This is a genomic window from Alteromonas sp. ABM1_013 (assembly GCF_056160505.1).
The window spans coordinates 616,866-641,838 of sequence record NZ_JBSWXH010000003.1 but is presented as its reverse complement, the minus strand read 5'-3'; the positions used below and the strand labels follow the sequence as shown (position 1 = coordinate 641,838).

At 43.7% G+C, this 24,973-nt stretch carries 22 protein-coding genes; 7 read left to right on the top strand and 15 right to left on the bottom strand.

Annotation, left to right across the window (positions count from 1 at the left end; all coding sequences use genetic code 11):
• Positions 1-137: 137 nt before the first annotated feature.
• From ACXAGK_RS11185 to sdhC, 4 genes are read right to left on the bottom strand one after another with little or no spacing between them, the layout of a single operon-like run.
• Complete coding sequence (locus tag ACXAGK_RS11185; protein WP_012518362.1) at positions 138-848, bottom strand: succinate dehydrogenase iron-sulfur subunit; 711 nt, start codon at positions 846-848, stop codon at positions 138-140.
• A gap of 14 nt (positions 849-862) precedes the next feature.
• A complete protein-coding gene (gene sdhA, locus ACXAGK_RS11180) occupies positions 863-2,635 on the bottom strand; it encodes a succinate dehydrogenase flavoprotein subunit (RefSeq protein ID WP_118494940.1) in 1,773 nt (590 codons plus the stop codon).
• A gap of 1 nt (position 2,636) precedes the next feature.
• Positions 2,637-2,984 (bottom strand): succinate dehydrogenase, hydrophobic membrane anchor protein, encoded by a 348-nt coding sequence (sdhD, locus tag ACXAGK_RS11175; protein WP_269917142.1) that lies wholly within the window; start codon positions 2,982-2,984, stop codon positions 2,637-2,639.
• Positions 2,978-3,352, bottom strand: a complete 375-nt coding sequence (gene sdhC, locus ACXAGK_RS11170) for a succinate dehydrogenase, cytochrome b556 subunit (RefSeq protein WP_071814724.1) — start codon at positions 3,350-3,352, stop codon at positions 2,978-2,980. The genes sdhD and sdhC overlap by 7 nt, the downstream gene beginning before the upstream one ends.
• A gap of 704 nt (positions 3,353-4,056) precedes the next feature.
• On the opposite strand from sdhC, the gene ACXAGK_RS11165 reads away from it, so the two are divergent.
• Positions 4,057-5,334, top strand: coding sequence for a citrate synthase (locus tag ACXAGK_RS11165; RefSeq protein WP_474806861.1), 1,278 nt, complete (start codon positions 4,057-4,059; stop codon positions 5,332-5,334).
• A 98-nt stretch (positions 5,335-5,432) separates the two neighbouring features.
• Positions 5,433-5,855, top strand: coding sequence for a DUF3429 domain-containing protein (locus ACXAGK_RS11160; RefSeq protein ID WP_474856302.1), 423 nt, complete (start codon positions 5,433-5,435; stop codon positions 5,853-5,855).
• 263 nt (positions 5,856-6,118) lie between these two features.
• On the opposite strand, the gene ACXAGK_RS11155 is transcribed toward ACXAGK_RS11160, so the two are convergent.
• The 3 genes from ACXAGK_RS11155 to ACXAGK_RS11145 form a co-directional block, all read right to left on the bottom strand.
• Positions 6,119-7,579, bottom strand: a complete 1,461-nt coding sequence (locus tag ACXAGK_RS11155; protein ID WP_474856301.1) for a phosphohexomutase domain-containing protein — start codon at positions 7,577-7,579, stop codon at positions 6,119-6,121.
• A gap of 190 nt (positions 7,580-7,769) precedes the next feature.
• The gene (locus ACXAGK_RS11150; RefSeq protein ID WP_474856300.1) at positions 7,770-8,273 is read right to left on the bottom strand and encodes a GNAT family N-acetyltransferase; all 504 of its coding nucleotides are present in this window, start codon (positions 8,271-8,273) and stop codon (positions 7,770-7,772) included.
• A 31-nt stretch (positions 8,274-8,304) separates the two neighbouring features.
• The gene (locus ACXAGK_RS11145) at positions 8,305-9,270 is read right to left on the bottom strand and encodes a glutathione S-transferase family protein (RefSeq protein ID WP_474856299.1); all 966 of its coding nucleotides are present in this window, start codon (positions 9,268-9,270) and stop codon (positions 8,305-8,307) included.
• Between the two features lie 220 nt (positions 9,271-9,490).
• Between ACXAGK_RS11145 and tcdA the strand changes: the two genes are divergently transcribed.
• Both tcdA and ACXAGK_RS11135 read left to right on the top strand, forming a co-directional pair.
• Positions 9,491-10,267 (top strand): tRNA cyclic N6-threonylcarbamoyladenosine(37) synthase TcdA, encoded by a 777-nt coding sequence (tcdA, locus tag ACXAGK_RS11140; protein ID WP_179983388.1) that lies wholly within the window; start codon positions 9,491-9,493, stop codon positions 10,265-10,267.
• A gap of 111 nt (positions 10,268-10,378) precedes the next feature.
• Positions 10,379-10,792, top strand: a complete 414-nt coding sequence (locus ACXAGK_RS11135) for a hypothetical protein (RefSeq protein ID WP_474806870.1) — start codon at positions 10,379-10,381, stop codon at positions 10,790-10,792.
• A 93-nt stretch (positions 10,793-10,885) separates the two neighbouring features.
• Here the strand turns inward: ACXAGK_RS11135 and ACXAGK_RS11130 are convergent, their stop codons facing one another.
• A complete protein-coding gene (locus ACXAGK_RS11130; RefSeq protein WP_474856298.1) occupies positions 10,886-11,356 on the bottom strand; it encodes a DUF2919 family protein in 471 nt (156 codons plus the stop codon).
• A 306-nt stretch (positions 11,357-11,662) separates the two neighbouring features.
• On the opposite strand from ACXAGK_RS11130, the gene rimO reads away from it, so the two are divergent.
• Complete coding sequence (gene rimO / locus ACXAGK_RS11125) at positions 11,663-13,123, top strand: 30S ribosomal protein S12 methylthiotransferase RimO (protein ID WP_474856297.1); 1,461 nt, start codon at positions 11,663-11,665, stop codon at positions 13,121-13,123.
• Positions 13,124-13,284: 161 nt separating this feature from the next.
• Positions 13,285-14,097, top strand: coding sequence for a substrate-binding periplasmic protein (locus ACXAGK_RS11120; RefSeq protein ID WP_474856296.1), 813 nt, complete (start codon positions 13,285-13,287; stop codon positions 14,095-14,097).
• 132 nt (positions 14,098-14,229) lie between these two features.
• Here the strand turns inward: ACXAGK_RS11120 and ACXAGK_RS11115 are convergent, their stop codons facing one another.
• The 6 genes from ACXAGK_RS11115 to ACXAGK_RS11090 all read right to left on the bottom strand — a co-directional run bounded on the left by ACXAGK_RS11115 (position 14,230) and on the right by ACXAGK_RS11090 (position 21,845).
• Positions 14,230-14,889, bottom strand: coding sequence for an SDR family oxidoreductase (locus tag ACXAGK_RS11115; RefSeq protein WP_474856295.1), 660 nt, complete (start codon positions 14,887-14,889; stop codon positions 14,230-14,232).
• Between the two features lie 131 nt (positions 14,890-15,020).
• A complete protein-coding gene (gene kdsB, locus ACXAGK_RS11110) occupies positions 15,021-15,770 on the bottom strand; it encodes a 3-deoxy-manno-octulosonate cytidylyltransferase (protein WP_474856294.1) in 750 nt (249 codons plus the stop codon).
• 42 nt (positions 15,771-15,812) lie between these two features.
• Positions 15,813-16,007 carry a Trm112 family protein gene (locus ACXAGK_RS11105; RefSeq protein ID WP_474806882.1) on the bottom strand — a complete coding sequence of 65 codons (195 nt, stop codon included), beginning with the start codon at positions 16,005-16,007 and terminating at the stop codon, positions 15,813-15,815.
• Between the two features lie 5 nt (positions 16,008-16,012).
• Positions 16,013-17,044: a tetraacyldisaccharide 4'-kinase gene (gene lpxK, locus ACXAGK_RS11100; RefSeq protein ID WP_474856293.1), complete on the bottom strand. Its 1,032-nt coding sequence runs from the start codon at positions 17,042-17,044 to the stop codon at positions 16,013-16,015.
• On the bottom strand, positions 17,041-18,789 hold the full coding sequence (gene msbA / locus ACXAGK_RS11095; RefSeq protein ID WP_474856292.1) for a lipid A export permease/ATP-binding protein MsbA: 1,749 nt from the start codon (positions 18,787-18,789) through the stop codon (positions 17,041-17,043). Before msbA ends, lpxK begins: the two co-directional genes overlap by 4 nt.
• Positions 18,790-19,187: 398 nt before the next feature.
• Positions 19,188-21,845, bottom strand: a complete 2,658-nt coding sequence (locus ACXAGK_RS11090) for a ComEC/Rec2 family competence protein (RefSeq protein WP_474856291.1) — start codon at positions 21,843-21,845, stop codon at positions 19,188-19,190.
• A gap of 210 nt (positions 21,846-22,055) precedes the next feature.
• Between ACXAGK_RS11090 and ACXAGK_RS11085 the strand changes: the two genes are divergently transcribed.
• A complete protein-coding gene (locus ACXAGK_RS11085) occupies positions 22,056-22,583 on the top strand; it encodes a DUF2062 domain-containing protein (RefSeq protein WP_179983377.1) in 528 nt (175 codons plus the stop codon).
• A gap of 231 nt (positions 22,584-22,814) precedes the next feature.
• Here the strand turns inward: ACXAGK_RS11085 and ligA are convergent, their stop codons facing one another.
• Positions 22,815-24,848, bottom strand: a complete 2,034-nt coding sequence (gene ligA, locus ACXAGK_RS11080; RefSeq protein WP_474856290.1) for an NAD-dependent DNA ligase LigA — start codon at positions 24,846-24,848, stop codon at positions 22,815-22,817.
• Positions 24,849-24,973: the final 125 nt, after the last annotated feature.

Here is a 24,973-nt window from a genome sequence, read left to right as displayed (position 1 = left end):
ATCAATATGTATTATAAGGTTATTCTCAGCATAACCAAGTGTTATAACAGCGAATATATAAAAAAATAGCCATCCTTTTGGGATGGCTATTTAGAGCATCACTTTCTGTAACTAAAAGAAGTTATCAGAATATAGTACTAAACAGCCCGTTGTAAAAGCATAGACTTAATTTGGCCTATTGCTTTTGTTGGGTTTAAGCCTTTAGGGCATACACTCACACAGTTCATGATACCGTGACAGCGGAATACGCTGAATGCATCATCAAGGTCGTTAAGACGTTCTTCAGTTGCAGTATCGCGACTATCAATAAGGAAGCGATATGCGTGAAGTAGACCCGCAGGACCAATAAACTTGTCTGGGTTCCACCAAAACGATGGGCATGACGTTGAACAACATGCACAAAGAATACACTCGTACAGTCCATCAAGTTTCGCACGTTCTTCAGGCGACTGTAAGTGCTCGCGCGCTGGCGGCTGCTTGCTATCGTTGATTAAGAACGGCTTAATCTTTTCGTACTGTGTATAGAACTGTGTCATATCAACAACGAGGTCACGTACTACCGGTAGACCTGGAAGTGGACGAACTACTATTTTACCTTTGCCCAGTGCAGATAGAGGAGTAATACATGCTAGGCCATTTTTGCCGTTCATGTTTACACCGTCTGAACCACATACACCTTCACGGCACGAACGACGGAAAGAAAGCGTCGGATCCTGCTCTTTTAGTGCAAGTAGCGCGTCTAGCACCATCATGTCTTGACCTTCCTCTACTTCTAGAGTGTAGTCTTGCATGCGAGGCTTCGCATCTACTTCAGGGTTGTAACGATAAATCGAAAAAGTTAATTGCATGATCGTTGCCTCTCTTAATATGAACGCACTTTAGGCGGGAATGCTTCCCTAAGCTTAGGCGCCATATTCACTTCACGTTTAAGCATTTTATCAGTGTTCGGATCGTAGATGCTGTGGCATAACCAGTTGTCATCATCACGTTCCGGGAAGTCGAAGCGGCTGTGAGCACCACGGCTTTCCGTTCTGAAGTTCGCTGCTACTGCTGTGCTGTACGCAGTTTCCATTAGGTTATCAAGCTCTAAACATTCAATACGTTGAGTGTTGAAGTCTGAACTCTTGTCGTCAAGGCGCGCGTGCTTAAGGCGCTCGCGAATTTCGCTAAGTTCCTTAAGACCTTCCGCCATGGCTTCACCTTCACGGAATACTGAGAAGTTAAGCTGCATGCATTCTTGCAAGTCTTTCTTAATTTGAACAGGGTCTTCGCCCTTTCCTTTCTCTGAATTTTCCCAACGATTGAAACGTGTCATAGAGGCTTCAAGATCAGACTCAGACGCGTCGCGTGTTGGTGCCATTTCAGATAATGTCTTACCAAGATGTAGGCCAGTCGCACGACCGAATACAACAAGGTCAAGTAGTGAGTTACCGCCAAGGCGGTTTGCACCGTGTACAGATACACATGCAATTTCACCACATGCGAATAGACCGTTAACTACCTTATCATTACCGTTTTCATCAACGGTTAGACATTGGCCATCAACGTTAGTAGGAATACCACCCATCATGTAGTGACAAGTAGGAATTACTGGAATTGGTTCTTTAACTGGATCAACGTGTGCAAATGTACGCGATAATTCAAGAATACCTGGTAGACGAGATTCAAGAACGTCTTTACCAAGGTGGTCAAGCTTAAGCTTAATGTGAGTACCCCATGGGCCTTCACAACCACGACCTTCACGAATTTCAGTCATCATTGAACGTGCAACAACGTCACGACCCGCTAGGTCTTTCGCGTTAGGTGCATAACGTTCCATGAAGCGTTCGCCGTCTTTATTTAGAAGGTAACCACCTTCACCACGACAACCCTCTGTTACCAATGTACCTGCGCCAGCAATACCCGTTGGGTGGAACTGCCACATTTCCATATCTTGAACCGCTACACCCGCGCGTAGCGCCATACCAACACCGTCACCGGTATTGATGTGCGCATTTGTCGTTGAAGCGTAGATACGACCCGCACCACCAGTTGCAAGAACAACTGCGCGCGACTTAAAGTAAACTACTTCGCCAGTTTCAATGTCGATTGCTGTACAGCCTACAACGTCACCGTCTTGGTTTTTCACTAAATCTAGTGCATACCATTCAGAGAAAACTTTTGTTTTATTCTTTACGTTTTGTTGATAAAGAAGGTGAAGTAGTGCGTGACCTGTACGGTCCGCCGCAGCTGCCGTACGAGCGCCCTGCTCGCCACCAAAGTTTCTTGACTGACCGCCGAAAGGACGCTGGTAAATCTTACCATTCTCGAAGCGAGAAAAAGGTAAGCCCATATTCTCCATTTCGATAATAGCTTCTGGACCAGTTTTACACATGTACTCGATGGCGTCTTGGTCACCGATATAATCTGACCCCTTAACGGTGTCATACATGTGCCATTCCCAGTTATCTTCGTGTGAATTACCTAGTGCTACGGTAATACCACCCTGTGCAGACACAGTATGAGAACGGGTTGGAAATACTTTAGACAACAGTGCGCATGATTTACCAGATTCTGAAATCTGTAGTGCTGCGCGCATACCTGCACCGCCTGCACCAATTACAACTGCATCAAACTCGTGAACGGGTAAACTCATTTTACACTCCCCACAGTACGAATAGGCCAACAGCTACATAGCCGAACGCGATGATATTTAGAATATATTGTAGTCCTGCGCGCAGACCTGTTGCTTTAACATAGTCTGTTAGCACCTGCCATAGGCCGATGCGCACGTGGATCATCACTGCTACTAGTGCTGCCAATGTGAAAACTTTCATAGCTAGGCCAGAGAATAACCCTCGCCATTCGACAAATGTTAGGTTATCGGTGGTTATAAAGAACCACGCCATGAAAACCGAGTACGCGAAAATAATTGCTGCTGTAGCGCGAAGTGAAACGTAGTCTTGTACGCCGTCACGCTTAATGCTTGCTTGGTTGGTTACCATAATGCAACTCCCAATACTACGGTCAGTACAACCCAAAGTGCGATTACTGCTTTAGCACTTGTGTTGCCCGACTCTAATTCTTCCCAGTGACCTAAATCCATAACAACGTGTCTTAGGCCGCCTAGAATGTGATACGTCAGCGCTGAGGCTGTGCCAATTGCGACAAATTTTCCAAGGAAACCGTCCATGATTGCTTGAACGTTCGCGAAACCTTCAGGCGAATGAACAGAAACTGCCCATGCCCAAATAACAAAAAGAAGCGCGAAGAACATTGCAACACCGGTTACACGGTGGAGAATTGACGAAATAGCAGAGGGCGGAAATTTAATAGTATTGAGTTCTAAATTTACTGGTCTTTGCTTTTTCACAATGTATGCCTGTTTAATCCGTAGGGGATAATGAATTTCTTACCTTTATTATGTCCTGAGTAAGTGAATTCGATTTTTAACCTGTTAATTGCCTCATCCATTGAGTTGTTAACAATTTGTGAATTATTCTTTAATGCCTGTAACAGAATAAATATTCTGTTTCCGAAGCACCGCTGAGTATATCCAGCGTAGTATATAATTACAATTTTTTGTGCCGTAGTAAGACTTTAGTCGCTATACGCACTTTTAGAATAATTATTTTGCTAAAAAAGAGATCAAAATTGAGCGCAACACGTTATAACGAGTGCAATTACAGTAAGTCGAAGTTTATCAGTAGCTAAATAGAATAACTATGCATATCAATAAGAAATTAAGCACTTTTAATCTGAATGCGTAATTATTCCTCATGAAAAGGTTACTTTTCAATCTAACCTGTTAATATATTTATTAATCGGTGGTTTACCTTTGTCGAAAACCAATTGATAATTGCACTGTATCGGGCAAAGTGATTTACCAACGAGTTAATTGAACGTTACTGAATTGCTAGTATTTTTTTAAGCAATTCAGAATATTTATTGTTCAAATATGCAATTAAATTGACTTGTTGGTGCATAATAAAGTACAAATACGCCCACTTTTCCCAACGAAGCGGATATTTTCGTCCGTTTTCGCTGCAAACAGAACCATTCTGAGGAGAGCATTTTATGGCAGATCAGAAAGCCATTCTTAAAGCCGGCGGTAAGGAAATCGAGCTTCCTATCTTGTCTGGCACCGAAGGACAAGATGTAATCGATGTCCGTACGTTAGGCCAACACGGTTATTTCACGTACGACCCAGGTTTTATGGCGACAGGATCTTGCGAGTCTTCAATTACCTACATTGATGGCGCTCAAGGTGTTTTATTACACCGCGGTTTCCCTATCGAAGAACTTGCACGTGACGCAGACTACCTAGAAGTTTGTCACATGCTTCTTCACGGTGATGCACCAACAAAAGAACAGTACGAAGAATTTAAAGAGACAATCACTCGTCACACCATGGTACATGAACAAATCAACATGTTCTTCCACGGTTTCCGCAACGACGCGCACCCTATGGCAATGCTATGCGGTACAGTTGGCGCTATGTCTTCGTTCTACCACAGTGATTTAGATGTTTCGAATGAAGAACAGCGCATTCGCAGCGCACACCGTCTAATCGCTAAGATGCCAACACTTGTTGCTATGTGCTACAAGTACAACATCGGTCAACCATTCGTTTACCCACGTAATGACCTTAGCTACGCAGCTAACTTCCTGAACATGATGTTTTCTGTTCCAGCAGAAGAATATCAAATCAGCCCAGCTGTTGAGCGCGCGATGGACCGTATCTTTACGCTTCACGCAGACCATGAGCAAAATGCGTCAACGTCTACCGTTCGTCTTGCTGGTTCTTCTGGCGCGAACCCATATGCTTGTATTTCTGCTGGTGTTGCTTCACTTTGGGGTCCTGCTCACGGTGGTGCAAACGAAGCATGTCTAAACATGCTAGAAGAAATCGGCACAGTTGATCGTATCCCTGAGTTTATTGCACGCGCTAAAGACAAGAGCGATCCGTTCCGTCTTATGGGCTTTGGCCACCGCGTTTACAAAAACCACGACCCTCGTGCAACAGTAATGCGTGAAAGCTGCCACGAAGTACTAAGCGAACTTAACGTTAAAGATCCACTTCTTGAAGTAGCAATGGAACTTGAAAAAATTGCGTTGAGCGACCCGTACTTCGCAGAGAAGAAATTGTTCCCTAACGTAGATTTCTACTCAGGTATCGTTCTTAAGGCAATTGGTATTCCTACCAACATGTTTACGTGTATCTTCGCTCTGTCTCGTACAGTAGGCTGGATTTCACACTGGCATGAAATGATGAGCGACCCTAAACAGAAGATCGGTCGTCCTCGTCAGCTTTACACTGGCCACAGCCAGCGTAAGTACACGCCGATTAAGTAAAAGTTTAGGTTTCACTGAACTAAGTACTATGCTTAATAGTAAAAATAGCGCCTTTATGGCGCTATTTTTGTTTATACAACCACCGTCAAGGAACATCCATGCCCTATTCTGCGGTTTTTTTAGGTATCGCCGGTCTTATTCCTTTTGTAGCAATGCCACTAGCCTATCAGCTTAACTTGTTATCACTAACGCAAAGTGCCGTTTATTTTGTGCAGTACTCAGCTGTGCTGCTATCTTTCTTTGGAGGTATTCATTGGTGGGACGCAGTAAGTAACCAACGCTATGGCAAGCAAATGCTTATCGCAATGCTGCCAACCGTTGTAGGATGGCTGTGTTTAGTATTCTCACATGATGTAAAAGCTTTTGGCGTATTGTCACTTAGCTACGTCGCAATATTAATCTATGACAAGTTCACGCTAAGCCTTCCTAAAGAGCAGGTTGTCAGTTATATCAGTTTGCGTATGGGGTTAACTAGCGTTGTGGTTATTTGCCACGCGTGGATGATTTATTTACTCGTATAATGGTAACTAAACTATCGCGAGCTGTTATGAGTTTGGTACCTTATTTGAGTACTACTTTATCACTAGTGCCAAACTAAATATCTGCATAATCGAAACGGTTTTATGACTATAGCCTAGCGCCAAAAAGTTACGCATAACCATCGCATGCTATTGATATACAAATTAGTTTATTTAAAAACAAGCAAAATCAAGAAAGGCGATAATATTGAATATTATCGCCTTTACTTACAAAGCTTTCTTAATTTAAAACAAAGACAGAATTGCTATTCAGCTCGAATAAGAGAAAGTAACTCTTCTGTTTTCTGCTCCATCAGAGCAATGTCGCCTTTACTCTCAACGTTCAGACGAATAACTGGCTCAGTATTCGATTTACGCAAGTTAAAGCGCCAAGTGTCGAATTCTAATCCTAACCCGTCAGTTGTGTCGATAACGCTAGCGAGAGGTTGATACTTACTTGTTACACGTTCAAGTGCAGCATCAGCATCTTTAAGTTTGCTGTTAATTTCACCCGACGAAGGGAACGCCTGAATACGTTCTTTTACCATACTTGCGAGCGTTTGTTGTTTCACGCATACCAATTCGGCAATTAATAGCCAAGGGATCATGCCCGAGTCACAGTAGGCAAAATCTCTAAAGTAGTGATGCGCGCTCATTTCTCCGCCGTAAACGGCGTCTTCTTTACGCATACGTTCTTTAATAAACGCATGGCCTGTTTTAGATTTAATCGGTGTACCGCCTGCATTCGCTACGATATCTTCTGTGTTCCAGTACACACGTGGGTCATAAATGATTTTGCTGTCGGTGTTTTTTTCAATGAATGCTTCGGCAAGCAAGCCAACAATGTAATACCCTTCAATAAATTCACCGTCTGCATCAAACAAGAAGCAGCGGTCAAAATCACCATCCCACGCAATACCGAAATCAGCACCTGATGATCTAACCGCATCAGCTGTGTCTGCGCGATTCTCAGGTAAAAGCGGGTTAGGTATACCATTAGGAAAAGTACCATCTGCGTTGTGATGTACTTTTATGAATTCAATCGGTACACCCTGCACTTTCATTTCTTTTTCAATTGCGTCAAGCGCAGGCCCTGCTGCACCATTACCCGCGTTAACCACCACTTTTAACGGCGTGAAATTACTCAAGTTGACGTAAGAAAGCATGTGAGACACATAGTCAGACATACATGACTTAACCGCATACTTATCGGTTTCAGCAAGCTTGTTTTCTTTTACATGAGCCGTACCATTAAAAAACGCATCGGCATCAATTGATGTAGCCTCAGTGTAGTGTGCTAATCGCTCTGACACGAAGCTATCTTCTAACGCTTCCGCTTTCTCTTTTATCGCGTTAAGGCCTGTGTCGCCACTAATTGGAACAGAGCCTGACTTCACCAGTTTCATACCGTTGTAATTAATGGGGTTATGACTTGCCGTTACCTCAATACCACCATCAACGCCAAGGTGTTTAGTAGCGAAGTAAATTTCCTCTGTTCCTGCCATGCCAATATCAGTCACTGTCGCGCCAGCATCGATAAGACCCGCACTCAACGCTAATTTTAATGGTGTTGACGTAAGACGCACATCACTACCAACAACAACAGTTTTCGCATTTAATTCTTGCGCAAAAGCATAGCCAATTCGGTACGCTACATTTTCAGTTAACTGTGAATTCAATTCGCCACGAATATCGTACGCTTTAAAGCAGGTAATTGGGGTTGCCATTTAGATAGAAATTCCCTGTGTATTTATGATTACATTATCGTCTTTCACAACTAAAACGCGCATACCGCCCCTTTATTATCGTCGTGAAAGAGAGTTTAGACATACCGATATTAAATCATTAGAGGAAGTGAATTACTATTTCAATTTAAATAACACAGCGTTTCGCTATCTCCGTTATCTATCACTGAGTTTAAAGTGCGAGTTCGAAGTAGATACTGTTATGAAGGGCGCCTTGATGTTGATACTTTCGGCGAAAACACTGCTTAGGACTAAAACCATTCTTGATAAGGACTTTTTCAGAAGCGGCATTGTTGTCCATGACTTCAGCAGTGAGTAATTTTATACCCATGCTTTCGGCCTCCTCAATTAAAAATGAGACGCAGTGAGAAGCAATGCCTTTTCCACACTCCTTCTCTGCAACTCGATAGCCGATTTCCGCCTTGTCGCCTGCTCTATTTTTGATGTTAGCACGCGCTACAATCTGGTTGTTTCGTTGCTCATCAACAAGCACATAACCCCAAGCTCTTTTCTGCTGTTGTAAGTAAAGCAATTCGGTAATGTGGTAGCCAACGCCATCCAATGAATAAAACGTAGCCTCTCTTGGTGCTATAGACATTTCAAAATAGGCTTTGTTACTACGCTCAAATTCTAAAAGTGATAGCACGTGTTTTTCGGCGACGCTTTCAAAATGCATTGGCGGTGTTGATCCTTACTGTAATAAACGTTTAGCTTTTAAATTTATCGCGACCGTGAGGCGACCTAAGATCTTGCTCTGGCCCGACGGGGATTACCTGCGTTGGATTTATCATAGTGTGGCTGTAGTAATAGTGCCTTTTGATATGGTCGAAGTTTACCGTTTCAGCAACGCCCGGTACCTGATAAAGTTCTTTCATATAACCGTAAATATTCGGATAGTCTGCAATCTGCTTTTTATTGCACTTAAAATGCCCATGATAGACAGCGTCAAAGCGAATGAGTGTAGTAAATAAACGCCAGTCGGCTTCTGTAATGTGATTACCAACCAAATAGCGCTGTTTACTCAACCTTTCCTCAACCCTGTCCAGCGAATCAAACAAGGCAGTAACTGCTTCTTCGTAAGCTTCTTGTGTTGTAGCAAACCCAGCTTTATATACACCATTGTTAATGTCGTGATACACCATGTTGTTGATGGTATCAATTTCTTCGCGCAGTGCTTTAGGATAGTAATCGTCGTCATTATTAGTCAGTGCATTAAACCCACTGTTAAAAATACGAATAATCTCCGCTGATTCATTATTAACGATAGTTTCTGTTCGTTTATCCCAAAGGATTGGAACAGTGACACGGGTGGTTATCTCAGGTTCTGCCTTAGTATAAATTTGATGCGCATAATCGAAGTTATAAAGCTTATCCCCCGTTGATCCTGGGTAATCTTTAAACTCCCACCCTTGATTAAGCATTTCTGGGTGTACCACCGAAACATCAATATGCGCCTCCAATCCCTTTAACTTTCTAAATATGAGCGCTCTGTGGGCCCAAGGACAAGCTAACGAGACATAAAGATGATAGCGACCAGATTCAGCGGGAAACGTGGAACCATCTTCATTACTAACTTTGTCACGAAATTTAGATGCTTGGCGCTCAAATTTCCCACCATTTTTGCTGGTGTCGTACCACTTGTCTTGCCATTTCCCATCAACGAGTAAGCCCATATGCCTGCCCCTTTTTATTACTTCATTAAACAATGAATTAATTTAAACATGTATTGGGTAGAACGTATGTCGCTTTAAATCGGATTTATTATTCGAAAAAACTGGAGTGTATTGATCTTTAGTGTCCACTTTTGAGATGATGCGCGCCCTGCTAGCGTGCTTGCACGTTTTTGTGTAAACACACGCCTTTGAGTTAGTTTATTTTTAAGTGAAGTGAAACATGTCTGATGATCCACGTTTAGGCGGTATCGTGCGCTTGTATGGCGCGCAGCAAACCAATAATTTAGCCAATAGTCATGTGGCCGTAGTCGGCATTGGTGGTGTAGGAAGTTGGACTGCAGAAGCGCTGGCCCGTTCAGGCGTTGGTACTATCACGCTTATTGATTTGGACGATGTGTGCGTGACGAATACGAACCGACAGATACATGCGCTCTCAAACACTATCGGAGAAGCAAAGGTAGACGCAATTGCAGCTCGAATTAACTTGATTAACCCAGCTTGCAACGTAATCTGTGTCGAGGATTTCGTTACGCCTGAAAATACAGCCACATTGCTAAATAAAGAAATGCACGCTGTGGTTGACGCTACCGACAGTATTCGCGCTAAAGCGGCGATGATAGCTCACTGTAAACGCAATAAAATTCCGATTGTTACGGTTGGCGGTGCAGGCGGTCAAATAGACCCAACCCAAGTAACTAAAGGCGACTTAGCTAAAACAACGCAGGATCCGCTTGCGGCTAAGCTTCGCAGCGAACTTCGTCGTAACTACAACTTCAGTAAGAACCCTAAACGTCGCTTTGGCGTTGAGTGCATCTATTCAACTGAGCAATTGCGCTATCCACAGCCAGACGGTTCGGTTTGCTACAATAAGTCTGCGATGGAAGGCGGCACTCGACTTGACTGTGCTGGCGGATTTGGAGCTGTAGTGACAGTAACCGCCACATTTGGCATGTTCGCCGCTGCAAGTGTAATTAATAGATTAACTGGACAAAAATAGACTTTAGCCGATAACTTACGCACAATAGTTAAAAACCTATAACACCTTGTCATTAGGGCTTTTTCAGCGTTGACTTGGTGTATTAAAAGTATTGGTGAGAAGGAGAACAAAATGTCACCTGATGAACTCAATAAATTAATGGCAGATTGCGCAAAGGACGCTGTGGTTACTGCAGCTGATGAGTTCGAAATTGTACTCGACCACTCACCTGCTAGCGTAAAACTTGTAGATGATATTTTACTGAGTTTCGTAGATAAGTATCACGATTTAGCGTTAGAAGATGAAGCGGTGTTCACCATTTGTAATATCTTTGGCGCTTATGTCGGCGAAATTTTAAAAGCGCAGCTAGATGGTCAGTGGATTTACGATCAGTCAAACCCCAAAGCACCTGCCGTTTTTCTTCAGGTTGGTGAAAATACCTATGCCTTAGCAGGTATCTGCTATGAACGTCTGGTTAACGACAGTCAAATAAGCGTTAATTCTTATTATGAACAAGCGCTGGGCAATCACTTAGGCAGCCACTAAATATTCGTCGGCTTTGCACCCAATCAAAATCCAGTGTTGTTAAGTTACGCGGTTGATGGTGCTAAAAGGTACTGGTTCTAAACGACACTAACTTCAGGGATTGGGCGTCTCCCAATCCTCTACCATCCACTTCAGGTGGCGACTTTTGGAAATAGCATATAAAGCTATGCTGTAAAAAACGATTTTCACGCCCGTAATGTATTCAAACCCCCAGTGATGATGCATTGTGTAATAAAGCTGAACGCTTAAGAGTGCCAGTACACCCAACTGAGCCAGTGGTATAACCCATTTTCGCCAAGCTAAATACTCTTTTTTCCACAAACGTTCACGCTGACTAATTAAAACCAAAGCAATTAACACGGGAAAACTGGCTGCTAGCCCTAAACCCAAGCTTTCTTTTTGCGGGTAGAAAAATGCGAGTAGTTCACTGGTTTGAGTACGAGAAGCTAGCGAAAATATAAACGCTAACCAATCGATGCAAAGAAGAATAAGCACGCTATAGAGCCAACGGGGCGGCAGAATTCTCCCTGACTCATCATAAAAAGCTAGCGGTAATTTGAGCATATTTTCACTTCTAAGTTTTCAACTTTGCATTTTCAAAACGCAAAAAGTCTTGATGGTATTTATTTCTAAGAAGTGACTAAAGTGGGGGTAGACAACGCTTTTTTAAACCTTCTTGTTGTTGCTTTAACCGTATAATCTGTCGCTTTTAGTTTTTATACTCTTAAAAAACGTTTACCTGCGCGCTATTTCAAATATGCGCTAACAACTTATATCGTCAACGCTAAACATATATACTGCGTCTACGCGGGTTTTCCTGTATAATCCGCGGCCATTTTAAGCTCAGTCATTTTCCAGGTGATATTTTAGATGACAGTAGAAACGTTTAATCCAAACAAAGTAGTAAATAAAACCACCACGCTAGAAACGCCAGTGAAGGTATTAAGTGACAACAAACCTTCGCAACAAAGCAATGGCAGCAGAATTGGTTTTGTTAGCTTAGGTTGCCCTAAGAACTTAGTTGATTCAGAGCGTATTCTTACTCAACTTCGCACCGAGGGTTATGACGTCGTCCCTACCTATAACGATGCTGATCTTGTTATCGTTAACACATGTGGCTTCATTGACGCAGCGGTTGAAGAGTCATTAGATACCATTGGGGAAGCGCTTAAAGAAAACGGTAAAGTTATCGTTACCGGTTGTTTAGGTGTTAAAGAGGACGAAATTAGAGAGCTTCATCCAAATGTACTGGCTATCACCGGGCCTCACGCCTACGAAACGGTAGTTAAACAAGTACACGATCATCTTCCAAAGCCACAGCACAATCCGTTTGAAGATCTCATTCCTGACCACGGCGTAAAATTAACGCCGCGTCATTATGCTTATTTAAAGATTTCAGAAGGCTGTAACCACCGTTGTACGTTCTGCATTATCCCTTCTATGCGTGGCGACCTTGTCAGCCGCCCAGTGGGTAACGTACTAGATGAAGCTAAGCGTTTGAAAGACGCTGGTGTTAAAGAGCTATTGGTTATTTCACAAGACACTAGCGCCTATGGTGTTGATGTTAAGCACAGAACGGGATTCTGGAACGGCATGCCGGTTAAAGCGCACATGCAGCAACTGTGTGAAAAGCTGGGCGAAATGGGTATTTGGGTCCGTTTACATTATGTATACCCCTACCCGCACGTCGATGACCTAATACCGCTAATGAACGAAGGTAAGATCCTTCCTTACTTGGATATTCCGTTTCAACACGCAAACAAACGTATTCTTAAGTTAATGAAACGCCCAGGCAGTGCTGAGCGTGTACTAGAGCGCGTTAAAAAGTGGCGCGAACAGTGCCCATCATTAGTCATTCGTTCCACATTCATCGTTGGCTTTCCGGGTGAAACAGAAGAAGAGTTTGAAGAGTTATTGGACTTCCTTCGCGAAGCGCAGCTTGATCGTGTTGGTGCATTCGCCTATTCACCTGTTGAAGGAGCGAGAGCAAATGACCTCCCCGATCCAGTACCAGAAGAATTGAAACAAGCTCGCCTTGCACGTTTTATGGAAGTACAGGGCGAAATCAGCCAGGCTCGTTTACAAGCTAGAATCGGTAACGAATATCAAGTTGTTATAGACAGCGTTGACGCGGAAGGTGCTGTAGGTCGTACTTACGCAGATGCACCAGAAGTTGACGGCCTGGTTCACTTAAACGGTGTTTATGATGTAAAACCGGGCGATCGGGTATGGGCAGAAGTAATCCATGCTAACGAGCACGACGTATGGGCCGTACTGTCTGAAGACCAAGACGAAGAAGACGAAGGCGAAGTCGCTGATCGCGCGCTGTAACTTTCGATTAACTGCAGTCTATACTCGAAAGTCATCTATTCGTTATTTTTGTAACCCTATCGGCTAATTGCCAGTCGATAGGGTTTTATGTATAACGGACTCTATGCACAATTAAACAACTAATACTATCAACGCCACCTTCTTTGGTGCGTGAATAAAATATGGCAATGTTACCCTACTTCAAACCGAAACATTTATCCCACTGCATTTTGTCGTTTGGCATATTGCTCATTTTGACTTTGTTGTTTAGCCCGCGTGCACAGGCCAGCACAGAGTGTAAGACCTTACACACCGCGGGAGCACAACAGTGGTTTCCTTACGCATTTAACGAGTTTGAAGGAAAGTTGAAAGCTACGGGGATAGCATTTGACGTTCTAACCCTGTTAGCACGGGATTTAGGTGTCAAACTAAAGATAGAAACCGGGCTGCCTTGGAAACGCATCGAATCTAAACTCGACGCAGGTGAACTTGACATTTTGGCGGGAAACTATTGGAATGAAACTCGAAGTCGAAAGTGGCTTATAACCGCACCGTTTGCAGCAGAAGAGGTTTACGTTGTGCTCTCGCCCTCATTGATACAAACACGAGGCACCGAGCTTTCGCTTAACGCCCTTGCGCAATATATTGGTGTGATGCCTAGAGGAATAAGCTTAGGTGAAAAATTCGATAGCATTAAACCAAACTTAAATATTATCGAAGTTAAAGACCACGACAAAATGTATGAAATGATGCGCCGCCACCGTGCCGACTACGCAGTTTCACCTCAAAGCGCAGCACTAAGTCACTTGAACGTCCCAGAAAATGACGGCATGCGATTAAGCCAGTCACCTATATCATCAAATAATGTACATTTTGCTATCTCTGCCAAATCAAAATGTGCATCGCTATTCCCCGAGTTTAACGATGCTCTTAGCGCTCGTTTGAAAGATGGGTCTATTGAGCAGATTATTAACACATATAATTTAACGCGCTAGCAATCTACGACTCAATACGAAAAAGTAGTTGAAAGGCAAATTAAAAAATTAAAGGCTAAGATAAAAGAGCACTTATTTATTAGCACTCTTTTAATATAATGCGTTTAAGTTCATGACAAGCTAGCAATGAGCTTACCAAGGCAATACTTCACCACTGGAATGAATAAAGCGACCCGCGTTAGTTACATCTAATTCATCAATACGCTGTGACAAACGTTCGGCGCAAGTATCGGCATCAATATCCCCTGCTCCATTTACCATCTCAGTTTGCACGAACCCAGGGTGAAAAATACCTACGGCAATGCCTCTAGGTTTTAAGTCATTGGCCATAGAAACACCCGCTGCGTTTAACGCAGCTTTAGACATACGGTATCCGTAATAACCGCCTGAACCATTGTCAGCCATTGACCCCATACGACTGGTAATTAACGCAATTTTACTGTCCTGCGCCATTGCTGGCAGCAATGTTTGTGTAACTAGAAGTGGGCCCATAGCATTAACGCGAAACTGGTAGTCGATTGTGTTTGGATCCCAGTCATCAAGACTTTCGCGTCCAAGTACACCAGCGTTGTTGATGAGCAAATCAATGTTGATATCCATTAAAGGAGCTAGTTTTTCAGCCAATGTCTCAGGCTGAGATACATCCACACCTTTGATAATGGTCACACCTGCACTGTTTAACTCATCACAGCTATTACGACATGTGGCATAAACCTTTGCGCCACGTGCTTTATATTGCTTGGTAAGCGCAAGGCCTATGCCTCTATTGCCACCGGTAATTACTACGTTCATAACGGTTCCCTTGTTACAATGTGTATACTTTAAAAAGGTTTTATTAACCTTTCACGAGAACTGGCAGATTCGTAAGGACTTATCGCTCATTACTGATAAACGCTAAGCCCTATTTCGGCCCTCATTTCTCGTTATTTTATAGTCTTCAAAAGGCGTTCTAGATCTTCTGGAGTATCAATTCCAACGGGAGGCGGCGCTATCGCAACTTCACAGTGAATTTTATCGCCATACCATATAGCACGTAGCTGCTCTAATGACTCAATTTGTTCCAGTGAACTAGGTGCATAAGCCACATATTGCTTAATGTATTGAGCGCGGTAGGCATAAATACCTATGTGACGTTTATAAAGCGACGTGTTTGCAGATTGTGGGTTTGCCATCATGTGATCACGCTCAAAGGGAATGGGAGAACGAGAGAAGTAGATTGACTCACCCTTTTCGTTTACCAATACCTTTACAATATTGGGATTAAATACGTCTTCAGCACTCTCGATTGGCGTAGACAGTGTAGCCATTTGACACTGAGGTGCATTCGCAAGGTTGTCGGCAACCTGCCTGATATTTTCTGCAGGTATAAAGGGTTCGTCTCCCTGCACATTGACCACAATGGTAGCGCTGTCAATGCCTTCTTTTTCGACAACCTCAGCAATACGCTCTGTTCCCGATTGATGATCAACTGACGTCATACAGACTTTGGCAAACCCAGCCACTACGTTTTGAATGCGCTCATCGTCGGTTGCCACTATGATGGTATCGGCGCCAGCCTCCTTAGCACGCTCAACGACGTGTTGAATCATTGGTTTACCGCCAATTAACGCTAAAGGTTTGCCTGGAAACCGGCTTGAGCCATACCGAGCGGGTATCACAACTGTAAATGACATAACTTTATTTCGCCCTTACTTACCACTTAATTAAACGTTTTATTAGCGCGTTGCGTCTACTTCGTCTAACGACAATGCAGTTGCTTTACTTTCGATAAGTACAGGGATGCCATCTTTAATATCAAAAGCCAACCTATCGAATCGGCAAATTAACTGAGTGTTGTCTTCACTAAGTACTAATTTTCCCTTACACACTGGGCAAGCCAAAACTTCTAAAAGCTTCTTATCAAAGGCCATTGTTATTATTCCTGTCCGTTTTGGTGAATCTTTAAACCTGCTTTGGCAAGTTTTACGTTTACTAAATTAAAAAAATCTGGTGCCAAATGAGCAGTAACGGGTAAGAACCAGCAATCTTCGTGAGCGAAGGATGCCGCTTTTACCGCATCTTTTTCCGTCATTAACACTCTACCATTAGGTATATCTGAAGGCGTTATAGCATGATGATCAGCCAAAGGAGTGGCAGAAGAAAGTTGAATACCCATTTCTCTAAGCTGAGAGAAAAAACGCTGTGGAGAACCGATACCAGCAATAGCGCTGCATGGCACTTTTTTAATCTCTTCAAGCGTTGTGGTTTTCACTCTGTTAGCCACACAGGTAAAATCCCCTGCGACTAACGTCATCAAGTATTGAGGCGCTACGGCATTGTTGAATGTTGGCATTGAACGACTGTTATGAATTAACGCATCAACGGTATTCAATCGCCACTGCCCTTCACGTAGTGGCCCCATTGGCAGCAAAAAACCGCTTCCCACTTTTCTGTCATCCATTACCACAACTTCAACATCGCGATGAAGCGCGTAATGCTGAAGGCCATCATCACAGATAATTAAATCACACTGTAATTCGTCACTTAAGTAAGCGGCCCCGCGTGCGCGAACTGGGTCAATTACCACGTCACATTGGCTTCTTGTGGCTAATAAACGGGGCTCGTCACCTACTTCAGAGGCATCGTCCTCGCCGTTAACTAGTCGAGGGTAAAACGGCGACTTAGCGCCATACCCGCGACTTAAAATACCAACCTTTACGCCTTGTTTTTGATAGTAATCGGCCAACGCCAGTACAACCGGAGTTTTACCGTTTCCACCTACCGAAATATTGCCAACTACGATGACGGGCGCACTCGCTTTGTAAGCTTTTTTAATGCCTACTTTAAATAATAAACGTCGAAGTGCTGAGACAAAGTAAAACAACAGCGCAAGCGGTGAAAGAAGCCACACCAAAGGATGGCCAAAATACCACTTATCGTGCTTGGTTTTACTTTGCAACTGGCTCACTTAGCCTCACCAAATTGCAGTGCGTGCAGCTGAGCGTAATGACCACCTTTTTCGAGCAACTCATTGTGTTTGCCTTTCTCGAGAATGCGGCCCTGCTCAACCACCATAATGCAGTCTGCATTTTCAATGGTAGACAAACGGTGGGCCACTACAATACTGGTACATCGTTTTTGCAGCGTTTCCAGCGCATCTTGAATCAAGCGCTCAGACTCAGTATCAAGGGCAGAAGTCGCTTCGTCCAAAATCAGAATGGGCGCTTCGGCAAGGATTGCACGAGCAATAGCAATACGCTGTCGCTGACCACCCGATAGCATTAGGCCATTTTCACCGATAACCGTATCTAAACCATCAGGTAGGTTCGATAAAAACTCTTCAACATGCGCCATCTTAGCTGCATTTTCAATGTCTTTTCGAGATACGTTTTCTCTCGCACCATAAGCAATGTTGTTCGCAATAGAATCGTTAAATAGCGTCACATTTTGTGAAACGACTGCAAACTGCGCTCGCAGATTTTTTAGGTCAATGTCGTTAAGCGGCTTGTCGTCTAGGCGTATTTCACCTTCTTGCGGTACGTAAAAACGCGTAAGCAGCGACGAGATAGTCGATTTGCCGCTTCCTGAACGCCCTACTAATGCTATCGATTGGCCAGGGTTTGCAATAAAACTCACATTAGACAATGCAGGTGTCTGTTTGCCCGGGTAGGAAAAGGTTACGTCGTCGAATTCTATCTTACCTATGGCGCGTTCAACCTTTGTTTTACCTTTGTCTTCTTCATCATCTTCATCAAGGATCTCAAAGATACTGGCACACGCTGCCATGCCTTTTTGGAATTGGTTGTTAATGGTAGTGAGTTGTTTTAGAGGCTTCAGCAGCATTACCATGCAAAATACGACGTTGATAAATACACCAGCCGTTAGCTTTTCTAGCATGCCCGGCGTACTGGCTATAAACAGAACAACAGCAAGCGCTATTGATGCAATAACCTGAATTGACGATACGCTTAATATAGAGGTCACATGAAGCTTCATTGACTGCTGGCGATTGTGATTATTTTTCTGCTCGAAACGCTTTTGCTCTATTTCTTGACCGCCAAACATGATCACAACTTTGTGACCTTTAACAGCTTGCTCTACCGACGATGTTAGGTTGCCCATTGACTGTTGAATGTTTTTACTGACAACGCGAAAACGCTTACTGACGATAGAAACAATCACCGCCACAACGGGGCCAATTAAAAGAAATATGAGCGAGAGCTGCCATGAGTAATAGAACATGACACACAGCAGACCGATAACCAGTGCGCCTTCTCTCACCAACGTTAGCAGCGCCTTACCAGAAGCATTAGCCACTTGTTCGGTGTCGTAAGTGACTTTACTGATGAGCCCGCCAACTGCATGATTATCGTGAAACGCCACTGGAAGATGAATGTATTTTTCAAACAGCTGCTGGCGCATGCGCATTACTACTTGAGCACCAATCCAGCTTAATGTGTAGCTGCCTAAGAAATTGAACACGCCCCGTAATAGAAACAAAGGAACTATGGCGTACGCAGCCATCCGAAGATAGTCTTTATCGTTATTGCCTAGCGATTCATCAATCATTGGCTGTAGCTGTGAAAATACAAAAGTATCTACCGCGGAATAACCAATCATACCGATAATGGCAAACACAAAAGGCACTTTATACGCTTTCAGATACTGTAAAAAGCGCTTAATTTGATAATCCGAGTTGTCGGCTTGTTGCATGTAGTTTTTTTAACCTGTTTAAAACGTTAACGAAAACGCGTTAAGAGTATTGTACTCGTTCTCACTCTAATTCACTAATATAGAGGCAAAATTGGTTAGTCTGCCAACTAACTGAACAATGTGTGGTCACTTCACTATAATACCAACCCTCATAGGTAATTGCCCACTTAGAAGGCGCTGGCAAGCTTTCTAGCAAAGCGTAGAAAGGCAGGAATGACTGAGTGGGTAATGATATATGTAGGTTGATATATTCTAAAGGTTTTGCTGAATATTACTGTTCTAGCCAATTAGCCATGTTGTTTGATATTCACAGTGGTTCGGAGCTTGCTGTTGAGTTGCCGGCTTTTGTGTTGCCGGCTTTTGAGGTGCTGGCTTTTAAGGTGTTGCATGTCGAAGCGCTAGGGCTGCGCTTCAAGGTGGCGCGGACTTATGCCTCGCAAAAACCAACGCTTGTGTAGGGTATCTCGCTGGGTATCTATGCGATAACTGCCCTGAGTAAACGTTGCCCTTACATAGCCGTGATAACTGGTTAGATAATGCTTAACTCCATGGTGATTGTATCGCCTAGCCACTTCACTTGCCGGAAACTGCCAGCGATTCTCGAAACCTTGGGTAAAAATCACAGCAACTGGTGCAACATGCTCTATGAAAATATCAGTAGATGAGGTCTTGCTACCGTGATGCGGCGCAATAAGAATATCAGCACTCAGCTTTGAAAAGCTTGGAATCAAGGCACTTTTTGTTGCAGCTCCCTCTTCTATTTCACGTGTGCCGTTTATTTCTTCTCTGCCGTTTATTTCTTGTGTGCTCTTTATTTCACTTGTACCGATTATTTCTTGTGTAATTAGGGCGTACTCACTCGCCTTTTCAATATCACCGGGTATCAAAACGCTGCCAGACTGACTAGATATTTTTACCACACAGGACATGGCGTTATTGTCTTGCTTATTACCCACTGGCGGCCATAAAAATTCAATGGTCAAATTTTGCCATTGGATACGCTTGCCTCGTTCGCATCCCGCGGTAGGCGAATAAAAGCTGGCTTGTGTTGCCAATTTATGAAGTTTAACCGCAGATAAGCCTCCCGCGTGATCGTTATCACTATGTGTATGAATAACAACATCGATGCTTGAAACATGTGTACTTTCCAGAAAAGGCAGTAGGTGTGCGGTCGCTGTGTGAGCAATACCGTTAAACTGAGCACCGGAATCAATAATAATTGCTCTACTCCCTCTCGTAATAGCGATCGCGCTAGCTTGGCCTGCATCAAAAACGTGAAGCGTCCAAGACTCGTCATTAATGGGTGACCATTTTTGAATGAAGCTAAAAAAAGGTATGGACAAAATTAGTATACATACTTTTTTGTAGCGCCATGCAGGCAACAGAAAAATAACAAAAGCAGCAAGCAAACAGAGCGTAGCGCCATTACCATGGTGAACATCAACTGCACTTAATGAAAAGCCACTAAGCAGGTTTAGAAATGACAATAAATACCCCAAACAGGTATCACTTGTTTGAAATAGTATGCTTGCCAATTCTTGGACCGGGCCGAAATGAATAAAATGAAGCAGCAATAGAGAGAGTAAACAAACAGGCAGCAGCAAAGTTATAACAGGTAAGGCAATCAAGTTTGCTATTAGCGCAATAATACTTGCACTATCAAACCAGATGAGTGTTAGTGGCATCATTATTAGCGTTAACGCTATTTGCAACTTTATTAGCGACACATACCATGGTGAGCGCTGTAGCCCCCAAGTGGTCACTAAAAACCAAATACACACCACCGCACCTACGCTTAAGTAAAAGCTTGCACTTAACATTGAAAGTGGGAAAAGCAGCAAACTTAACGCCAGCATAGCTAACGCAATATTTATTGGCCTCCATGCATTACGTGAAAGCGACAATACGCAGCCAATAGCTATAAGAACCCAGGCTCTCACAACGGGCAAGGCACTTCCGCTTAACAGCGCGTAAAAAAAACAAATAACCACAAGCAAGCAAAGCACTATGGTTCTAATCGGCGCTTTAATAGTTAATAACTTTGAACGTCGATTAGTTTTGTCCTCTCCCTCACCTGCCTTTAATCTTAGACTTGTTACGCTGGCTAAGAAGTACTGCACACTGCCGAATATATCGAAAACGTGTCTGAGTATGAAAACTATCGGGTTAAAAGCTAGTAAGCATACCCCGGCAATAAGTGATAAGTGCATACCGGATATACTAAATATGTGCCCGGTACCTGTCCGTTGTAACAGCACCCAGTTGTCTTTCGTAAACCCAGTCTTATCGCCAAGCAGTAGCGCACGCCACCAGTTGAGGTTATTGAGATTCAGCGCTTCTAGCGTTGTCGCAAGGTCATAGCGCAATGAATGATTATGCGTGGTTTTATCGTGCTCTATAGATTTAATGTATCCAGTGACATGAATAAACTGACTGACCAGCTGCTGCTGGCGACTTGCGCCAACGGGATTGGCCGTACCGTATGCAGGTTTAAGTTTAACAACCGCTGTAAACATGTCGCCATTGTGCAAACATTTAAGTCCAACAGACTTTTCTGACGCTTGCGAACTTACGTGCTGCTTTGGATTATCTAAATCACGTTGTGAGCGTTGCCCTCGCTCAACATTGTCACTTAAATACTTGTATTGCTTGTGAGCAAGGCGAGCTCTAAAGTTAAAAGCGTTAGACAAAATGGCATTCAATGGTGTTGGTACTACGCCTTCATCTAATAATGTTGCGACGCTCTCTCCATTCACCGACGCGATGCTTACCACATAATGAAAAGCGGCGTCTGGGTTGTTACTTTTATTAGAAACGCATCCCTGCGATAAAACTCGCCCCGATATTGTGACATCTTGTTGAATTTTACCGTTGGGCAGTTGCCAAGCGTAGTAAAAATGCCCTACACTCGCCACCCACAGTACGCCGAGTATTAAGCCGCTCACTGCACAACATAGCTGTACATCAAAAATGGTCTTATTGGACCTAGGTTTTTCTAAAGAAAACAGTAAGATGACAGCAATAGCTATCACCAATATGGCAATCATCAACGCCATGGTGTGGCTACTTGGAAGTTTTTGCCATAAAACCGCACTTATTGCGCCAACGCAAAAACAGCTTAGGCAAATTGTGATACGATTGACCATGTTTTCACGTAGCAATTGATAGTAAGTGAACGTTGCTAGTGCAAAACCGTGCTGCGCAATCCCGTTTGCTGTTATTTTTTCTGTCTTTTTTGTTTTTATTTTCGAGATGCATTGATATTTATGCCTAAGAAATTTATTCGACGTTTTTTGCCAGATCACCAAAGCATTAAGCAAAACAAAGCGTTAAAAATATTTGGTAGCGTATTGCACGAACCTAATTTATGGCACCTGAACCGTCGCTCTGCATCTGGCGCGTTTGGCATAGGTTTGTTCTTTGCGTTTTGGCCTGTGCCGTTTCAAATGTGGCTTTCTGCAGGTTTAGCTATCCCTTTTCGAGCAAACCTACCCTTGTCTGTCGCGACAGTCTGGGTAACAAATCCATTTACCATTCCCCCCATATTTTATGGGGCTTACAAAGTGGGTACTACTGTACTTGGGACCAAACCTGAACATTTTGAATTTCAGTTTAGCTGGCAGTGGGTGGTAGAAAGCATTAACACCATTGGGCCCGCTTTTTTGGTTGGTTGTGGTATTTGCTCTGTGGTTTTCGGATTGGCGGGTTACTTTTCGTTAAACTGGGTGTGGCGTTTTCAAGTGAAAAAAGCGTGGGAAAGACGCAGACAAATGCGTAATCAGACGGCTCAATAACAAAGCCCCGTAGAGCAGATAGCAGCAAGAGAAAATAGCAGCATTTGCTTTCGATAAGATTAGAAAAAACGCCACATTTCAATGTGGCGTTTTTTTGTTCTTATCGGAAGTGAGACTTGAGAATACCTGTGTTTTGCAACTGAACTGCGTTAGGCCGAAGAATTCTGACGAAAAGCACTATCGAAGAGACTTCGGCCTGAAAGCATTCTTAGCGTTTAGTTCACAGATCTATTATTCATGCTCAGCGAGGAAGGCGACTAACGCGGCTTCATCCCACACTTCGACATCAAGCTCTTGCGCTTTGGTTAGTTTAGAGCCTGCTTTTTCACCCGCCACTAAGAAGTCAGTATTCTTACTTACTGAGCCTGCCACTTTTGCACCCAGTAGTTGAAGACGAGCTTTTGCATCAGAACGGCCCATTTCACTTAGCGTGCCGGTAATAACACAGGTTTTGCCTTCAAGTGGCAAGTTGTCTGAATCGGGCTTTTCAATGGCTGGCCAATTGATTCCTTCATTTAGAAGTGCGTCAATCACATCGGTATTATGCGACTCGTTAAAGAAGTTGAATATATGGGTAGCTACCACCTCGCCCACATCCTGCACTTCTACTAACGCTTCTAATGAAGCTTCACGAATCGCTTCCAAGGTTTCAAAATGCGTAGCTAAGTTTGCCGCTGTCGCCTCACCTACTTCACGGATCCCCAATGCGTATAGGAATTTGGCTAAGGTAGTTTGCTTTGATGCTTCAAGGGATCCCAAAAGCTTGCTTGCAGACTTCTCAGCCATACGCTCTAAGCCAACAACATCACCTAGTGACAGAGTAAAGAAATCTGCCGGGCTGTGCACGAGATCAGCATCTACTAACTGGTCAACGAGCTTATCGCCTAGACCATCGATATCAAACGCTTTACGCGAAGCAAAGTGTTTAAGCGCCTGCTTGCGCTGCGCTGCACAAATTAACCCACCGGTACAGCGCGCGACTGCTTCATCTTCAAGCTTTTCAACTTGTGAGTCACACACTGGGCACTGACTTGGGAAACTAATGTCAGTTTCACTACCCGTGCGATTTGCTTCAACCACAGAAACTACCTGAGGGATAACATCACCGGCACGACGAATAACAACAGTGTCGCCAACTTTAACGCCCAATCTGGAAATTTCATCTTGATTATGAAGTGTGGCATTAGACACGGTAACGCCACCTACAAAAACAGGCTCTAAGCGCGCTACCGGTGTGATTGCCCCAGTCCTGCCCACTTGAAACTCAACGTCCACCAGTTTAGTTACTTCCTCTTGCGCAGGAAATTTCTGCGCAATCGCCCAGCGTGGCGCGCGGGCTACAAAACCTAGGGTGTTTTGCAAATCAATACGGTCTACTTTAAACACGACGCCATCAATGTCATAAGGCAAGTTATCGCGCTTTTCCAGAATATGGTTGTAGTAATTTAAACAGCCCTTACCGCCTTCAGCGGTGTCAATGTCTGGGCACAGGGGCAGGCCCCATTTACCTAATTGTGCAAGGCGCGCGCTGTGGGTTTTAGGTAGTTCAAAGCTTTCTGGTTGTACTACGCCTAGTGAGTACGCATAAAACATCAGCGGGCGTTTAGTGGTGATTTTCGAGTCTAACTGACGCAAACTTCCGGCTGCGGCATTACGCGGATTGGCAAAGACCTTACCGCCCGTTTCTTTTTGATGTTCGTTTAATTTTGCAAAGCCATCTCGCGGCATAAACACTTCACCACGCACCTCGACGCGATCTGGATAGTGGTCGCCACGAAGGGTTAAAGGTACATTTGAAATAGTACGCACGTTAGCAGTGATGTTTTCACCTACCTGTCCATCGCCCCGCGTTGCAGCGCGAACTAATTCACCGTTTTCGTACAAAATACTCACGGCTAAGCCATCTAATTTAGGCTCACAGCTAAAATCCAAAGTAGCAGTATCTTTAAGCCTGTCTTTTAAGCGCTTCTCAAATGCCAATAGAGACTCTTCATCAAAGGCGTTATCTAGCGACAGCATAGGCACATCGTGAGTCACTTGCTCAAATGCAGACAGCGCAGCGCCTCCCACCTTTTGGCTTGGAGAATTTGGGCTATGTAACTCAGGATATTGTTTTTCAAGCGCTATTAGCGCCTGCATATCTCTATCATAAACCGCATCGGGAACCGAAGGATCGTCTAGTACATAGTACTGGTAATTGTATTCATTTAACGTGTTGCGAAGTTGAGCAACTTGTTGCTTTGCTTGTTCTAAAGAGTCTGACATGGAGTTGTTTTCACGCCGTATAAATAATTAAAAGTTTTACATTTTGTAGCTTAGGTGACTTAACCTAAACGACCTTTTGTTTCAAGTGAGGCATTAAACCGCCGTCTTTTTAGTCGGCTAGTATA

Coding starts and splice junctions, on each gene's coding strand:
- ACXAGK_RS11185 (WP_012518362.1), bottom strand. CDS start 848: ATGCAATTAACTTTTTCGATTTATCGTTACAACCCTGAAGTAGATGCG.
- ACXAGK_RS11090 (WP_474856291.1), bottom strand. CDS start 21,845: ATGGCGTTGATGATTGCCATATTGGTGATAGCTATTGCTGTCATCTTA.
- ACXAGK_RS11115 (WP_474856295.1), bottom strand. CDS start 14,889: ATGAACGTAGTAATTACCGGTGGCAATAGAGGCATAGGCCTTGCGCTT.
- kdsB (WP_474856294.1), bottom strand. CDS start 15,770: ATGTCATTTACAGTTGTGATACCCGCTCGGTATGGCTCAAGCCGGTTT.
- ACXAGK_RS11160 (WP_474856302.1), top strand. CDS start 5,433: ATGCCCTATTCTGCGGTTTTTTTAGGTATCGCCGGTCTTATTCCTTTT.
- ACXAGK_RS11120 (WP_474856296.1), top strand. CDS start 13,285: ATGGCAATGTTACCCTACTTCAAACCGAAACATTTATCCCACTGCATT.
- sdhA (WP_118494940.1), bottom strand. CDS start 2,635: ATGAGTTTACCCGTTCACGAGTTTGATGCAGTTGTAATTGGTGCAGGC.
- ACXAGK_RS11145 (WP_474856299.1), bottom strand. CDS start 9,270: ATGGGCTTACTCGTTGATGGGAAATGGCAAGACAAGTGGTACGACACC.
- tcdA (WP_179983388.1), top strand. CDS start 9,491: ATGTCTGATGATCCACGTTTAGGCGGTATCGTGCGCTTGTATGGCGCG.
- msbA (WP_474856292.1), bottom strand. CDS start 18,789: ATGCAACAAGCCGACAACTCGGATTATCAAATTAAGCGCTTTTTACAG.
- ACXAGK_RS11130 (WP_474856298.1), bottom strand. CDS start 11,356: ATGCTCAAATTACCGCTAGCTTTTTATGATGAGTCAGGGAGAATTCTG.
- ACXAGK_RS11085 (WP_179983377.1), top strand. CDS start 22,056: ATGCCTAAGAAATTTATTCGACGTTTTTTGCCAGATCACCAAAGCATT.
- ACXAGK_RS11105 (WP_474806882.1), bottom strand. CDS start 16,007: ATGGCCTTTGATAAGAAGCTTTTAGAAGTTTTGGCTTGCCCAGTGTGT.
- ligA (WP_474856290.1), bottom strand. CDS start 24,848: ATGTCAGACTCTTTAGAACAAGCAAAGCAACAAGTTGCTCAACTTCGC.
- ACXAGK_RS11150 (WP_474856300.1), bottom strand. CDS start 8,273: ATGCATTTTGAAAGCGTCGCCGAAAAACACGTGCTATCACTTTTAGAA.
- sdhD (WP_269917142.1), bottom strand. CDS start 2,984: ATGGTAACCAACCAAGCAAGCATTAAGCGTGACGGCGTACAAGACTAC.
- rimO (WP_474856297.1), top strand. CDS start 11,663: ATGACAGTAGAAACGTTTAATCCAAACAAAGTAGTAAATAAAACCACC.
- ACXAGK_RS11165 (WP_474806861.1), top strand. CDS start 4,057: ATGGCAGATCAGAAAGCCATTCTTAAAGCCGGCGGTAAGGAAATCGAG.
- ACXAGK_RS11155 (WP_474856301.1), bottom strand. CDS start 7,579: ATGGCAACCCCAATTACCTGCTTTAAAGCGTACGATATTCGTGGCGAA.
- ACXAGK_RS11135 (WP_474806870.1), top strand. CDS start 10,379: ATGTCACCTGATGAACTCAATAAATTAATGGCAGATTGCGCAAAGGAC.